Annotated in this window: 14 protein-coding genes and 1 pseudogene; 9 read left to right on the top strand and 6 right to left on the bottom strand. The window is 66.1% G+C overall.

Annotated elements, in window-relative coordinates:
- A pseudogene (locus tag VLR48_RS02910) lies at positions 1–991 on the bottom strand (hypothetical protein); the annotation flags it as partial.
- Positions 992–1,232: 241 nt separating this feature from the next.
- Between VLR48_RS02910 and VLR48_RS02915 the strand changes: the two are divergent.
- The 6 genes from VLR48_RS02915 to VLR48_RS02940 all read left to right on the top strand — a co-directional run bounded on the left by VLR48_RS02915 (position 1,233) and on the right by VLR48_RS02940 (position 6,655).
- On the top strand, positions 1,233–1,982 hold the full coding sequence (locus tag VLR48_RS02915; RefSeq protein ID WP_325290341.1) for a YebC/PmpR family DNA-binding transcriptional regulator: 750 nt from the start codon (positions 1,233–1,235) through the stop codon (positions 1,980–1,982).
- Complete coding sequence (ruvC, locus tag VLR48_RS02920; RefSeq protein WP_325290342.1) at positions 1,975–2,562, top strand: crossover junction endodeoxyribonuclease RuvC; 588 nt, start codon at positions 1,975–1,977, stop codon at positions 2,560–2,562. Before VLR48_RS02915 ends, ruvC begins: the two co-directional genes overlap by 8 nt.
- Positions 2,559–3,167: a Holliday junction branch migration protein RuvA gene (ruvA, locus tag VLR48_RS02925; protein WP_325290343.1), complete on the top strand. Its 609-nt coding sequence runs from the start codon at positions 2,559–2,561 to the stop codon at positions 3,165–3,167. The genes ruvC and ruvA overlap by 4 nt, the downstream gene beginning before the upstream one ends.
- 183 nt (positions 3,168–3,350) lie before the next feature.
- Positions 3,351–4,448, top strand: a complete 1,098-nt coding sequence (glcE, locus tag VLR48_RS02930; RefSeq protein ID WP_325290344.1) for a glycolate oxidase subunit GlcE — start codon at positions 3,351–3,353, stop codon at positions 4,446–4,448.
- A gap of 9 nt (positions 4,449–4,457) precedes the next feature.
- Positions 4,458–5,666, top strand: a complete 1,209-nt coding sequence (gene glcF / locus VLR48_RS02935) for a glycolate oxidase subunit GlcF (RefSeq protein WP_325290345.1) — start codon at positions 4,458–4,460, stop codon at positions 5,664–5,666.
- A gap of 107 nt (positions 5,667–5,773) precedes the next feature.
- Positions 5,774–6,655 carry an NAD(P)-dependent oxidoreductase gene (locus VLR48_RS02940; protein WP_325290346.1) on the top strand — a complete coding sequence of 294 codons (882 nt, stop codon included), beginning with the start codon at positions 5,774–5,776 and terminating at the stop codon, positions 6,653–6,655.
- A 13-nt stretch (positions 6,656–6,668) separates the two neighbouring features.
- On the opposite strand, the gene VLR48_RS02945 is transcribed toward VLR48_RS02940, so the two are convergent.
- From VLR48_RS02945 to VLR48_RS02965, 5 genes are all read right to left on the bottom strand, one after another.
- A complete protein-coding gene (locus tag VLR48_RS02945; protein ID WP_325290347.1) occupies positions 6,669–7,421 on the bottom strand; it encodes an EAL domain-containing protein in 753 nt (250 codons plus the stop codon).
- Positions 7,422–7,870: 449 nt separating this feature from the next.
- Positions 7,871–8,269: a hypothetical protein gene (locus VLR48_RS02950; RefSeq protein WP_325290348.1), complete on the bottom strand. Its 399-nt coding sequence runs from the start codon at positions 8,267–8,269 to the stop codon at positions 7,871–7,873.
- A gap of 32 nt (positions 8,270–8,301) precedes the next feature.
- Positions 8,302–8,466 (bottom strand): hypothetical protein, encoded by a 165-nt coding sequence (locus tag VLR48_RS02955; protein WP_325290349.1) that lies wholly within the window; start codon positions 8,464–8,466, stop codon positions 8,302–8,304.
- 228 nt (positions 8,467–8,694) lie between these two features.
- Positions 8,695–8,880 carry a hypothetical protein gene (locus VLR48_RS02960; RefSeq protein ID WP_325290350.1) on the bottom strand — a complete coding sequence of 62 codons (186 nt, stop codon included), beginning with the start codon at positions 8,878–8,880 and terminating at the stop codon, positions 8,695–8,697.
- 17 nt (positions 8,881–8,897) lie between these two features.
- Complete coding sequence (locus VLR48_RS02965; RefSeq protein ID WP_325290351.1) at positions 8,898–9,473, bottom strand: hypothetical protein; 576 nt, start codon at positions 9,471–9,473, stop codon at positions 8,898–8,900.
- A gap of 344 nt (positions 9,474–9,817) precedes the next feature.
- Between VLR48_RS02965 and VLR48_RS02970 the strand changes: the two genes are divergently transcribed.
- The 3 genes from VLR48_RS02970 to VLR48_RS02980 all read left to right on the top strand — a co-directional run bounded on the left by VLR48_RS02970 (position 9,818) and on the right by VLR48_RS02980 (position 13,640).
- Positions 9,818–11,356: a Do family serine endopeptidase gene (locus VLR48_RS02970; RefSeq protein ID WP_325290352.1), complete on the top strand. Its 1,539-nt coding sequence runs from the start codon at positions 9,818–9,820 to the stop codon at positions 11,354–11,356.
- A gap of 188 nt (positions 11,357–11,544) precedes the next feature.
- Positions 11,545–12,219 (top strand): winged helix-turn-helix domain-containing protein, encoded by a 675-nt coding sequence (locus VLR48_RS02975; protein ID WP_325290353.1) that lies wholly within the window; start codon positions 11,545–11,547, stop codon positions 12,217–12,219.
- Entirely contained in the window at positions 12,216–13,640 is a 1,425-nt protein-coding gene (locus VLR48_RS02980; RefSeq protein ID WP_325290354.1) for a HAMP domain-containing sensor histidine kinase, read from the top strand. The genes VLR48_RS02975 and VLR48_RS02980 overlap by 4 nt, the downstream gene beginning before the upstream one ends.
- Positions 13,641–13,995 lie beyond the last annotated feature (355 nt).

Consider the following 13,995-nt stretch of genomic DNA (forward strand, 5'->3'; position numbering starts at 1 on the left):
AGATGCGATCCGGTCGACCTCCGTCCAGCAGCGTCTCGGGATGCTGCGTCACCGCCATCATGCGGTGCGAGTAGCGATCCTCGAGCGGACCCGCTTCGAGCCGATCGAAGATCTCCGCGAGCTGCGGATAGTCGTTGCCGCTCTCCGCGTCGGCGGACGAGGTGCTCGCACGGCCATGCCAATAGCGCCGACTCGGCGTGACCGGGATGGCGTCGTGCACCGAGGCCGCGACGCTCGGATTGACGATCAACTGCTCGGAGCGGTTGATGAACTCGAGGTAGACGTTGGTGCCGCGCGTGGAAACCGGGTCCAGGACCGTCGCCTGCAGATGAAAGCCGAGCGCGTCGTCCAGATTGCGCAGCACCACGTAATGGCGGTGCAGAAACATGGAGCAGGCCGTCACCAAGCCGTCGTTCGGGGGCAGCGCGATATGATCGACCGCCTCGCGGATCTGCAAACGGTTCAGCAGATCCTTGCCGTCGGCATGGGTGGCGATCGCCGTGATCTGCTCGAGCGTCAAAGGCTGGAGAAATCGGAAGAGCTGTCGCTGCGGCCGCAGGATCAGATAGCCGTTGCTGTCGACCGAGAAGCCGGCCGGGACCTGGATCTCGTTGCCCTGGATGAGTCCGTGGATGGCGGCGGAGTCGAGCCGATTATCCTGCGGGCAGAACACCAGGCGTCCGACCCGCAGGCCCGGGACCACGATGTGCTGCAGGTGCTCGGCGATGCCGAAGGAGTGGATCGCCGAGACCACTTGGAGTTTGAGCGTGCAGTGATCTCCGTCGAACAGCGGCTCTTCGAGCGGGCAGATGTTGATCCCGATCCGCGCGAGCCGGCTGCGGGCGGCAAAGACCAGGTCGGACTCCCGACCCTTCACGAGCGCGCGAAACCGCGGCGAGATCGCGAACCGCGCCTCGACCCGAAAGCCTTCCTCGTCGGTGCCGACGAGGGCCGTGATCCAACCGTCGCCGGTTTCGGGTGTTGCGTACATGGCCTGATCCTGATGTCGCTGGGGCGTCGCCGGGGACGGACCGGCGTTCGGGGGCGAGTCCGCCGGGCGGTCTGCTCGCATCCGTGCGCCGGGGTTTACCCGGTGTTTCCCGGCCGATGCTAGAATGACCGGCCAAACAACATGCAGCGCGACTCCCGCGGTGTCAACCGGCCCGGAGCAGGAACCGGGTTCAGTGCGTGGGATGTGCGCTTGATCGATTTCGAGTGAAGAGAGGTCATCGATGGCGGGTCACAGCAAATGGGCCAACATCAAGCATCGCAAGGCGGCGCAGGACAAACAGCGCGGCAAGGTCTGGACCAAGCTGATCCGCGAGGTGACGGTCGCGAGCCGCGAAGGCGGCGGTGATCCCGGCGCCAACCCGCGGTTGCGTCTGGCGATGGACAAGGCGTTCGGCGCCAACATGCCGCGCGATACGGTCGAGCGTGCCATCAAGCGCGGTGCCGGCGGGATGGAGGGCGACGATTACGAGGAGATCCGCTACGAAGGCTACGGGCCCGGCGGGGTCGCCATCATGGTCGACTGCATGACCGACAACCGCAACCGCACCGCCGCTGAGGTTCGTCATGCCTTCAGCAAGTACGGCGGAAACCTGGGCACCGACGGATCCGTCGGCTATCTCTTCACCAAGCAGGGCATCATCAGCTTCCAGCCCGGCACCGACGAGGATGCGGTGATGGAAGCGGCGCTCGAGGCCGGTGCCGAGGATGTCCTCGCCAACGACGACGGCTCGCTCGACGTGGTCACCACGCCCGAGGCGTTCGCCTCGGTGAAGGACGCGCTCACCCAAGCCGGGTTCGACACCGAGGTCGCCGAGGTCTCCTATAACGCCGCGACCCTCGCCGAGCTCGATCGCGACACGGCGGAGAAGCTGCTGCGTCTGGTCGATGTCCTCGACGACCTGGACGATGTCCAAGAGGTCTACCACAACGCCGATATCGCCGACGAGATCCTGGCCGAGATCGATGCCTGATGATCTTCAGCGACCGGTCGGCGTACTCGTCGGCCGCGCGCCGATCGGATCCCCGGCGAAGCTCCGCCATCGCATCCTGGGCATCGATCCCGGCTCGCGCACGACCGGCTACGGGGTCATCGACACCGACGGCCAGCGCAGTCGGTGGATCGCCAGCGGGACCTTGCGGGTCGGCGAATACCCCTGGCCGGATCGTCTCGGCCGTATTTTCGATGGCGTCGCCGCCATCGTGGTCGAGCACGCGCCGCATGAGATGGCGGTCGAGCAGCTCATCTTCGCCCGTGATCCGACCGCCGCACTCAAGATCGGCCAGGCGCGCGGCGCGGCACTCTGTGCCGGGCTCAAATCCGGCGTGACGGTACACGAATACAGTCCCAAGACGGTCAAGTTGGCGGTCGTCGGCACGGGCGGGGCCGACAAGGCCCAGGTCCAACACATGATCCGGGTTCTGCTCGCAATGACCGAGACGCCCTGCGAGGACGAGGCCGACGCCTTGGCGATCGCGCTCTGTCATGCCCATTCGATGGGCATCCCGGCGCGCGGACGGGCCTCCGCCTCCTGGCGGGATTGGCGCCCGTGATCGGCCGCCTGCAAGGCCGGATCCTCGCGAAGCACCCGCCTCAGCTCCTGCTGGAGGTGGGCGGCGTCGGCTACGAGGTCGAGGCGCCCATGTCCACATTCTACGACCTGCCCGCCGTCGGCGAGACCGTCGCCCTGGTGACCCACTTGGTGGTGCGCGAGGACGGCTGGTCGCTCTACGGCTTCGGCCGCGAGCAGGAGCGCGCGCTCTTTCGGCGCCTGCTCAAGGTCACCGGCGTCGGTGCCAAGATGGCCTTGGCGATCCTCTCCTCGATGGACGCCGCGCGCTTTGCGCAATCGATCGAGCACGAAGACCTGGACGCGCTGATCCGGATCCCGGGCATCGGCCGGAAGACGGCGCAGCGCTTGGTGATGGAATTGCGCGACAGCCTGGATGTGATTCCGGGCAGCGCCCCCCATCTCCCCGAGGCACGGGTCGGCGGTGCCGACCCGCGCGAGCAGGCGCTCGCCGATGCGGTCAGCGCACTGGTGGCTCTGGGCTATCGGCCCGTCGATGCGACGCGGATGGCGCGCACGGCGGATGACGGCAGCGGCGGGGCCGAGGAGATCATCCGAAGTGCTCTGCGTGCCGCGAGTCAGAAATAAGTTCAGCACCGAAGCACCAAATCGTTGTCGTTGTCGTTGTCGTAATCGACAACGACAAGCCTCGCAAAGGGATTCTCTCGTCGAGCTCCCTGTGATGACGGCGTGGGTTGGGCACGCTGCGCTTTGCCCAACCTACCTATCCATGTTGATGTTGAATCGTGCCTAAACGACAAGGTGAGACCGTTGAGCAACGACCTGACCGCCGAGCTTCAAGATCGGGTCCGCCACGCGGCCGATGCCTCATTGCCGCTTCGCTTGGAGGGCAATGGCACCAAGTCGGGTCTCGGGCGCGCTGTCGATGGCGAGGTCTTGTCGCTGTCCGGGCATACCGGGATCCTCAACTACCAGCCGAAGGAGTTGGTCGTGACCGCGCGCTGCGGCACCCCGCTGCGCGAGATCGAGGCCGCGCTCGCCGAGCAGGGGCAGATGCTCCCGTTCGAGCCGCCGCATTTCGCCGATGACTCGGACGAGGGCGGCTCGGCGTTGGGTGCGACCTTGGGCGGAACCATCGCCTGCGGTCTCTCCGGTCCCGCGCGACCCTACGCGGGCTCGGCCCGCGACCTGGTGCTCGGCACACGCGTGCTGACCGGGCGTGCCGAGGTCCTGCGTTTCGGCGGCGAGGTGATGAAGAACGTCGCCGGCTACGACATCTCGCGGCTCATGACCGGGGCCTTCGGAACACTCGGCGTTCTGCTCGACATCAGCGTGAAGGTGCTCCCCATCCCGACGACCGGCCGGACGCTGGTGCAGACCTGCTCGCAGGCGGAGGCGATCGCCCGCATGACGGGCTGGGCTGCGAAGCCGCTGCCGATCAGCGCGACCTGCTTCGACGGCGAGCAGCTTTGGGTGCGGTTGTCCGGCAACCACGGCGGCGTCTCGGCCGCCGCCGAGCGGATCGGGGGCGAGGCGATCGACGACGGCGATGCGCTGGCCTTCTGGCGCGACCGGATCCGCGAGCATCGCCATCCCTTCTTTGCCGGCGATGCCCCCTTGTGGCGCTTGTCGGTACCGCCGACCGTCGCGCCCCTGGCTTTGCCGGGCGCACAGCTGATCGAGTGGGGCGGAGCGCAGCGCTGGCTGCGCAGCGATGCCGAGGCCGATGTCATCCGTTCCGCGGTCGGCGCCGTCGGCGGGCATGCCACGCTCTTTCGCGGAGGGGATCGCAGCTCGGAGGTCTTCCACCCGCTCCCGGCCGGACTCATGGCACTGCATCGCGAGATGACACGGACCTTCGATCCGAACGGCATCCTGAACCCCGGTCGCCTCTACGCGACCCTCTAGGAGCCAGGCATGCAGACCGAGATCCTGCCCGAGTTTCTGAGCACGCCCGCCGGTCGCGAGGCCGACGCCATCCTGCGCACCTGCGTGCACTGCGGCTTCTGCACCGCGACCTGCCCCACCTATCAGCTGCTCGGCGACGAGCTCGACGGACCGCGGGGGCGCATCTACCAGATCAAGTTGGTCATGGAAGGCCATGCGCCGACCCGCATCACCCAGCAGCATCTCGATCGCTGTCTGACCTGCCGCTCCTGCGAGACGACCTGTCCGTCGGGTGTGCGTTATGCGCGCCTGCTCGACATCGGGCGACACCTGGTCGAGGAGCGTGTGGAGCGGCCGGTCTCCGAGCGGCTGCTGCGCTGGGCGCTCGTCAAAACTGTACCCTATCCGTCGCGCTTCGGCCCCCTGATGCGGATCGGGCACTGGGTGAAACCGCTGCTCCCGGCCAAGCTCAAGGCGAAGCTGCCGACACCGCGCCCGGCCGGTGCTTGGCCGAAGCCTGCCGGGCGTCGTCGGATGCTGGTGCTCGGCGGCTGCGTCCAGTCGGTCGCCACACCCAAGACCAATGCCGCGGCGGCGCGCGTGCTGGCGCGGCTCGGGATCGATCTGATCGAGTCGTCCGACGCCGGTTGTTGCGGTGCTGCGGCCTATCATCTGAACGCCCTGTCGGACGGTCTCGATGCGATGCGGCGCAATATCGATGCCTGGTGGCCCGAGATCGAGGCAGGCTGCGAGGCGATCCTGGTCACCGCAAGCGGTTGCGGTGCCATGGTGAAGGACTACGGCCATGCCCTGGCCGAGGATCCCCGCTATGCCGAGCGAGCCGCGCGTGTGACGGCCGTGGCGCGCGATCCGATCGAGATCATCGCGAGCCTGGACCTCGCGCCGCTTGGGTCGCCGGGTAAAGGTCGCCGGGTCGCCTTCCATGCACCCTGCACGCTGCAGCACGGCCAGCAGCTCAAGCAGGTCGTGGAGACGGTCCTGTCGCGGCTCGGGTTTACCTTGACACCGGTGCCCGACGGTCATCTGTGCTGCGGCTCCGCCGGGACCTATTCGATCACGCAGCCCGAGCTCTCGGCACGTCTGCTTGCGAACAAGGTCGAGGCGCTGGAGTCCGGCCGGCCCGAGCTGATTGCGACGGCCAACATCGGTTGCCAGCTTCAGATCGGCGGCGGCACGGAGATCCCGGTCGTCCATTGGCTCGAGCTGCTCGACGGCTGAGCCGCGCTCGGAGCACCCGGTGTAGGTTTGCGGTCAACGCGTCCTTGTCGCTCGACATGCTCTCGGCTGGGCGCGCCTCAGGTGAAACAAGCAACGAGGATGACAGCATGACCCAAACTGTCGGTTTCGTCGGACTCGGGATTATGGGTCGGCCGATGGCCTTGAATCTCGTCAAGGCCGGCTACGATCTCGTCGTCCATGCCCGGCGTCCCGAATCGATGGCGCCGCTGGCCGAGGCCGGTGCACGGACGGCCGAGAGTCCGGCGGCGGTCGCCCGAGACGCGTCGATCGTCTTCACGATGGTCTCGGATACGCCGGATGTCGAAGCGGTGATCCTCGGCCCCGAGGGCGTCATCCAAGGTGTTCGACCCGATGCGGTGGTGGTGGACATGAGTACGATCTCGCCATCCTCCACGCGGATGATGGCCACGCGACTTCGCGCCGCCGGGGCGGCGATGCTCGACGCCCCGGTCTCGGGCGGCGAGGCCGGAGCGAAGGCCGGTACCCTGTCCATCATGGTCGGCGGCGAGCCGGCCGCCTTTGCGCGGGTGCAACCGCTGTTCGAGGCGATGGGCGGGAATATCGTGCACGTCGGCCCGAGCGGTGCCGGTCAGGTCTGCAAATCCTGCAACCAGATCGTCGTCGGCGCGACCATCGCCGGCGTCTCGGAGGCGGTCTTGCTGGCGCAGGCGAGCGGTGTGGATCCGCGGAAGGTGCGCGAGGCCCTGCTCGGCGGCTTTGCGGGCAGCCGTATCCTGGAGGTGCACGGCCTGCGGATGATCGAGGGCGATTACGCCCCGGGGTTCAAGTCGCGCCTGCATCGGAAGGATATGCGGGTCGTGCTCGAGTCCGCGCAGGAATTGGGGATCTCCTTGACGACGGCGGCGATGGTGGCGGAATGGCTGGACCAGCTCGTGGAGAGCGGACTGGGCGAGGAGGATTCCGCAGCCATCTTCGAGGTGATCCGGGGGGCGGTCGGCGAGGGGTAAATCTCTTCGGCAATCAAAGCACGCCGTCGAACGGGATCGGTGTGCCCGGTTGCTTGAGCTTGACCGGCTTGCTGAAGTGGTAACCTTGGGCGTCGTCGACCCCGAGCCCTTTCAGAATCGCCAGGATCTCGGCGTTCTCGACAAACTCGGCGATGACTCGCTTACCCATGCCGTGGGCCATGTCGGTGATCGCTTTGACGAATATCCGATCTTCCGGATTCTTGGCGATGTCGCGCACGAAGGCCCCGTCGATCTTGACCTCGTCGACCGGCAGTTTGCGTAGATAGGCGTAAGAGGCATAGCCGCTGCCGAAATCATCCAGGGCGAAACGACACCCGAGCTCCTGCATGCCGCGCATCAGGCGCGTCGCATTCAGCAGGCTGTTGATCGCCGCGGTTTCGGTGACCTCGAAGGAGATCCGCTCGGGCGCGATGCGGTGTCTTTCCAAGAGGTGTCGGAGGTCCGTCAACAGCAAGGGGTCGTCCATGGCGCTGGCGGAGAGGTTGATCGAGAGGCTCAGGTCTGCCCGCAGCTCCATGGCGGCAAGTGCGTTGTCGATGCCCCGCCGGTCGATAGCCTGGATCTGTCCGGTGCGTTTCGCCATCGGGATGAACCGATCCGGATACACCATGCCGCCGCGCATATCGCGCATCCTGAGCAAGACCTCCATGTGCCGTATCCGGCCCGTAGCGATCTCGATGATCGGTTGCACGTGCAGCTCGAATCGCCTCTGGGTCAATGCCTGATTGATCTGCTCGCACGGCAAATCTGTTCTAGCCTACCGGCGCCAGCGGGACCGACGGGCGTCGGCGGGAGTTCTCGGTCATGCGTAGCCCAAGTTTAAGACCCCATCAAAAGTGCCCTTTTCTTTCATTGGATTACGCCAATCGAAGTGGGCGAGCGGTACTACAAACATGCCATTCTTCGGGATAGACCCCGGGGAGCGTGACCAAGGTGCCGTCGACCGGTTGGCGCTCCCAGCGGATAGCTTTGGCATGCCACCGAATACGTGGCGAAGATCGCCCATGCCGCCCATGCCGCCCATCCGCAAGCCAAGGCCAAGGCCAAACGCGACCTATGGCAGTCCGAGCACTGCGCCCGTCTAAAACACAACCCGACGCGGCCGCCACGCTGATCGAGGAGGCAACCCAACTCGCCGAGCGCCGCATCCTCTCCCGGCAGGTCCGCGAAGACCTCGACAGCGCCCAAACTTACTTATCCAACCATCGCCAGCTCGATCGCCTTCGCCGCACGCTTGTTTTGTCGATGCGTGGAGAGACCGAATGCGAATCGCCCGCCTTGGCCCGAGCTTGTCAGGACGCCCGCCGACGGTCCGAGCCGTCCGCCGACGCAGAGCTGCTCGATCGGAACACTGCCGAAGACGTCCTGCTTTTCGAGTATCGGGCAGAGTGCACGGAAATCGGCTGGCGTGCGGATCTTCTGGGCAAGGATGCCGCGCGTCTTCAGAGGGGCGGCGTAGGCGGGCACGTCGCGCGCGACGCTTTGAAACCGCTCGACGATCCGTCGGTTGCCGGCCTGCACGAGCGCCGCCGTATCGACGTGCTCCATCGCCTTGAGCTGCCACCGCCGTGCGAGCTTGTCCAGTGCACTCATCGCATTCGACCCGACCGAATTGGATGTATCCTCTATTCGTAGACGGTGGTGGAGACGCCGTTCATGACGGCGACCCTCGCGACACCGGCCGCGCCGAGCGGACACATGTAATTGATGATGGCGACGGTGCGGGTGTTGTTGAGCGCCTCCTCCGACATCAGCATGACGGAGCCGTCGCCGCGCGAGTTGCTGGCCATGCAGCCGCATCGAGCCAGGTCATCCGTCGTCATCCCGGGGGTGAAATTACAGGCATCCCGGCGCGTGCTCGGCGCCGTGGATTGACAGCCGCTCACCGCAAGCATGCAGATCAGAACGACGAGCGTGACGTAGCGCGCCCCGAGTCGGCCGGCCGGCGGTTTCCCGCATCTCCGAGCGCGTCGGCGAGCCGCGGCGGCGCCGACGCCGTTGGATATGTCGATGCCCCGTTACTCGGATTCGACGCGGGTGACGGATGCGCGCAGTGCCGCAAGGATCAGCTCACGCGCAGCTTTTTCGTCGAGGTCCGGGATATCCCAAGCCATGATGCGGCAGTACTTGCGCACCAGGTGACGAACATCGTCTTCGAGCTCTTGGGCGTAACGTCCCATCTCGACTTCTTCGATGGTTGCCATATCGACCTCCAATCGTTTCAGCGAATCTCGACCTTGCCTTTGACCGAACGGATGAAGGTCGCGACCACGCCGTCGCCCACCGCCAGCTCGTCGAGGAGTGCCGGATCATTGACGGCGAAGTCGACCGTCTCCTGCGCGCCCTGGACGCTGACCTTGCGGTTGGCCTTGTCGACGGCCGCAATCCGACCGTAGAGGGTCATGGTGTCGGTCATGGTGCCGGCCGGCTTCGCCCCGCTCTCGCGGTCCACGACCGTTTCTTGGGTCGTCCCGACGGCTGCTTCATCCGGTCCTTTGACCAGATCGACCAACACGGCTTCGGTTTCCGTGATGGTGAGCTTGTTGCCGATCTTGATCCCGTCGAGCCGCCCGACCTGTTCAGGGACATTGATGACCTGGAACCGGCCATCCGGTGTCTTGATCGTCAGCATGCGTCGCTCGACGTTGACGATCTCGACGATCCCGCTGATCTCCGAGGTCGCCTCGGCGCCCGTGACCGGAATGACCGTCACGTCGGCCATCGTGGTCGAGGAGACCGTGGCGATCCCGCCTGCAAGTGCGAAGGCCAAGCTCATGGCCAGTGGTTTTCCATTCATGGTGTGTTCCCCTGTTGTGCCGACGGATCGACTCGGATCACCCTTTCGGAGCCGATGTTCCGTCTGCTTATACTTGTGAATGGTGCTTGCGCGAGGGTGAGTTTCTCCGATTCCCGTCGCGGTGCGAATAGCGCCGACGCACTGCTGCCGGCGCGCGAACGGTACCCCGTCGGCGCCGCTCCTGCAAGCGACCCCGTGGACGGCTCCTTAGGATGAACAAGAATTAAGGTATCGGACATCCTGGGGCAATGGCGGCGCCCGGATACTCTCGACCTGTTCAGCAAACCCCCGGTGCGTATCCGTCTCGATGGCGGTGTCGCCCGGATCTTGGTCAGGAGAATACCGTGTCAAATCGCCGAATCACGACCCCGACTCGATCGATCGCCGCCCCTGTGTCGCTGCCCCTGCGGCACCCGGCACTCGTCAGTGCGACCTTGGCCCTTGCCCTCGCATCCGGCGCCCTCTATTGGAACGGCCGCGGTGCCGTGGCTGCGGATCAACCCATCCCCGTGGATGCGCGCGTCGCATCGGCGGCGCTTCCGAGCTTTGCCGACGTGGCCGAGCGTGTTACCCCTGCGGTGGTCAACGTCTCCGTCAAGTCCGAGAGTCTTCAGCCCACGGCGTTGCAAGGTCACCCGGCCCTTCCGCCGGATGCCGAGGTGCCCGAGTCCTTCCGGCGTTTCTTCGAGCAGCACGGGCGGGCGATGCCGCGCCAGGCCACCGGGCAGGGCTCGGGTTTCGTCGTGGACAGCGACGGCCATATCGTCACCAACCATCACGTGATCGAAGGTGCGGGCGAGGTGACCGTTGTCTTGAACGACGGCACCAGTCATGTGGCGCGCGTGGTCGGTGTCGACCCCAAGACGGACCTCGCCGTGCTCAAGATCGACATCGATCGCCCGCTGGTCGCCGTCGAGCTCGGTGACTCGAGCAAGGCTCGCGTGGGCGATTGGGTCCTGGCGGTCGGCAACCCCTTCGGTCTCGGCGGCTCGGTGAATGCCGGAATCATCTCCGCACGCGGACGTGATATCAACTCGGGCCCCTACGACGACTATCTGCAGATCGACGCGCCGATCAATCGCGGCAACTCGGGCGGACCTCTCTTCGACGTCGATGGTCGGGTGATCGGTGTGAACACTGCCATCTTCTCCCCGAGCGGCGGGAATGTCGGGATCGGCTTCGCCATCCCTGCGGAGACCGTCGAGCGTGTGGTGGCCGACCTTCGCGAGAACGGGCGCGTGGAGCGCGGTTGGCTCGGCGTGCAGATCCAGCCGGTGACCGAGGAGTTGGCGGCCGGGCTCGGCCTCGACCAGGCGACCGGGGTCTTGATCGCGGATCTGATTCCAGGCAGTCCCGCCGCGGCTTCGGATCTGCGAACCGGCGATGTCATCCTCAGTGCGTCCGGGCAGCAGCTCACGAGCGCGAAGGACCTCTCGAAGCTGGTCGCCGCGACCAAGGCCGGGACCGTCATGACGCTGCGCGTGGTGCGCGACGGCAAGGCGCGAGACCTGACGCTGACGATCGGTAGCATGCCCGACGAGGATCAGGTCGCGGCGGCGCCGAGCGAAGACGCCGAGGCGCCGGATCGCCCCCGTCTAGGACTCTATCTGTCGCCGCTCACCCCCGAGCTGCGTGCCGAGCGTGGGCTCGACGCGGATGCCGCCGGCGTCTTCGTCGCGCAGGTCGAGGCCGACAGCCCGGCCGATCGCGCCGGGGTGGAGGCGGGCAGTCTGATCTCGATGGTCGGGACGGAGTCGGTCAGCACGCCGGAGCAGGTCGTGACCGCCGTGCGCGTGGCCGCGAAGGAGAAGCGCGAGAGCCTGATCCTGCGTGTCGAGAAGGATGGCCTGCCCCTCTTCATCGCCGTCCCCTTCGCGTCCTGATCCCGGCAAGCACCTCGGGCGCAGCGATCGCTTGGCAACAAGCGATCGCGCGCCTCGACTGATTGGCTGAGTGGCTTCCGCGGTATGCTATTTCGGCCAAGGTCTGATAGCTGATAGCTGATAGCTGATGGCTGGAGGCTGAACGCCCGAGCCCGGCCACATCACCCCCACTCCCCGACGAGCAACCCATGCGAGTCCTCCTGATCGAAGACGATCGCCAAACCGCCTACTATCTGCTGAAGGCACTCGCCGAAACCGGCGCGGTCACCGACCATGTCGCCGACGGTCGCGCCGGTCTCCTGCAGGCCGCCGGCGGTGAGTACGACGCCTTGATCGTCGACCGCATGCTGCCCGGCCTCGACGGGGTCGGCATCGTGCGGACGTTACGTGCCGCGGGCAATCGCACGCCGGTGCTCTTTCTCAGCGCCTTGGGCGAGGTCGACGACCGTGTGGAGGGTCTGCGTGCGGGCGGCGACGACTATCTCGTCAAGCCCTTTGCCTTCTCCGAGCTGCATGCGCGTCTCGAGGTCTTGCTGCGTCGAGGCAAGGCCGATAACCCGGAGACGCGCCTGCGCGTTGCGGATCTGGAAATGGATCTGCTCAAACGCGAGGTGACCCGCGCCGGCCGCGAGATCCAGCTCCAGCCGCGCGAGTTTCGGCTGCTCGAATATCTGGTGCGCCACGCAGGGCAGGTGGTGACGCGCACTATGCTGCTCGAACAGGTCTGGGACTATCACTTCGACCCACAAACCAACGTCATCGATGTTCACATCAGCCGCCTGCGCGGCAAGATCGACAAGGACTTCGACCCGCCGCTCCTCCAGACCGTCCGCGGTGTCGGCTACATGATCCGCGGCGCATGAGCGACGCCGGGCATCCGCCGTCGGCACTGCGCGCGCGGGCCGCCAACATTCTGCGCAGCTCGACCTTCCGTCTGGCCGTTCTCTATGTGCTGCTGCTCGGAGTCTCGGTCGGCATCCTCATGGCCTTCCTTTACTGGTCGACCGCCGGCTACATGGATCGTCAGACCGCGGCCACCATCGAGGCGGAGATCCGCGGGCTTGCCGAGCAGTACCGGCGTCGCGGCCTCGCCGGTCTGTCCTCCGTGATCAGCGAGCGTGTCGCGCGCGATCCGGTCGGATCGAGCGTCTATCTCCTGGTCGACGACAAGCTCGAGCCGCTCGCCGGGAACCTGGATCGCTGGCCGACCGGATTTCCCGACGCGGAGGGCTGGCTCGGCTTCCGCCTGCGCGAGCGTGGACCGGATCGCACCGAGGAGCATGCGGCACGCGGACAGGTCTTCCTGCTGCGCGGCGGCCTGCGACTCTTGGTCGGGCGCGACGTGCGTGATCTGGAAGCCACGCGTGCCCTGATCCTGGACGCGCTCGGCTGGGGTCTGGCGATCACCGCGGCCTTGGCTCTGCTGGGCGGATGGCTGATGAGCGCGGGTGTCATGCGGCGCCTGGAGACGATCAATCAGACCGCCGGCGAGATCATGGCCGGGGATCTGTCCCGACGCATCCCGCTCAACGGCAGCGGCGACGACTTCGACGCGCTCGCCGCGAATCTCAATCGGATGCTCGAGCGCATCGAGCAGCTGATGGCCGGCGTGCGACAGGTCTCGGACAACATCGCCCATGATCTGCGCACGCCGCTGACCCGGGTGCGGACCAAGCTGGAGTTGCTTCGCACCGAGCTCGACGGCTGCGAAAACGCCCGCTCGCTCGCCGCCGAGACGATCGTCGATACCGAGGAGATGCTGTCCACATTCAATGCGCTGTTGCGGATCGCGCGCATCGAGTCCGGCGCCCGACGGGCCGCGTTCGCCCACGTGGACCTCGCCACCTTGCTGGAGGATCTGGCCGAGCTCTACGAGCCGCTCGCGGCCGAGAAGGGGCAGGAATTGGCGCTTCGGCTCGACGGTCCGGCCCAGGTCACGGGCGATCGCGACCTCCTGTTCCAGGCCTTGGCCAATCTGGTCGATAATGCCATCAAATACACGCCGCCGGGCGGGACGATCGCGCTTGCCGGAGCACCTTCGGAGGATGGCGTGACGGTGACGATTCGCGATTCCGGGCCGGGAATCCCGCCGGAGGCGCGCGAACGGGTCCTCGATCGTTTCGTTCGTCTCGACGACAGTCGATCCACGCCCGGCAGCGGACTCGGCCTGAGTCTGGTAAAGGCCGTGCTCGATCTACACCAGGCCTCCATCATGCTCGGCGGGGATGCCGGAGGGCTCATCGTGACGATCGGTTTCCGCGATGCTCGCCCCGCGACCCCCTAACCTCGAATCCGGTCTTGATCATCATCGGGTGCCGGTGGTTGAAGCATCGTGCTACGCAGTCAGCCACCCGCGTGGTCGAAGTCATAAACGATGGCGTCGTTCATTAAGATCGACCGGTAGGGACAAGCGCAGTGCAGTCCACGTGTGACCGGCATGCTAGTCGGCGAGTTGGTGCAAGTCCAACCGTGGCCCTTGGGAGAGGGGAACACCTAGGCGAAGGCTAATGGGATGGTCCGCCCCGCTCCTCCAACGAGCCCGTAGCGGGCACAATGAGCGATGTCTATCGAACATCGTCAACCGAGGTAACGGAGCGGACCAATGAGCGAGAATAGCAAAGAGCGGATCGTCACGCTGG

Origin of the sequence: Thiocapsa sp. (assembly GCF_035467215.1) — a bacterium.
Lineage (GTDB): Bacteria > Pseudomonadota > Gammaproteobacteria > Chromatiales > Chromatiaceae > Thiocapsa.

Coding starts and splice junctions, on each gene's coding strand:
- VLR48_RS02915 (WP_325290341.1), top strand. CDS start 1,233: ATGGCGGGTCACAGCAAATGGGCCAACATCAAGCATCGCAAGGCGGCG.
- ruvC (WP_325290342.1), top strand. CDS start 1,975: ATGCCTGATGATCTTCAGCGACCGGTCGGCGTACTCGTCGGCCGCGCG.
- glcF (WP_325290345.1), top strand. CDS start 4,458: ATGCAGACCGAGATCCTGCCCGAGTTTCTGAGCACGCCCGCCGGTCGC.
- VLR48_RS02940 (WP_325290346.1), top strand. CDS start 5,774: ATGACCCAAACTGTCGGTTTCGTCGGACTCGGGATTATGGGTCGGCCG.
- VLR48_RS02950 (WP_325290348.1), bottom strand. CDS start 8,269: ATGAGTGCACTGGACAAGCTCGCACGGCGGTGGCAGCTCAAGGCGATG.
- VLR48_RS02955 (WP_325290349.1), bottom strand. CDS start 8,466: ATGGCCAGCAACTCGCGCGGCGACGGCTCCGTCATGCTGATGTCGGAG.
- VLR48_RS02960 (WP_325290350.1), bottom strand. CDS start 8,880: ATGGCAACCATCGAAGAAGTCGAGATGGGACGTTACGCCCAAGAGCTC.
- VLR48_RS02965 (WP_325290351.1), bottom strand. CDS start 9,473: ATGAATGGAAAACCACTGGCCATGAGCTTGGCCTTCGCACTTGCAGGC.
- VLR48_RS02975 (WP_325290353.1), top strand. CDS start 11,545: ATGCGAGTCCTCCTGATCGAAGACGATCGCCAAACCGCCTACTATCTG.
- VLR48_RS02980 (WP_325290354.1), top strand. CDS start 12,216: ATGAGCGACGCCGGGCATCCGCCGTCGGCACTGCGCGCGCGGGCCGCC.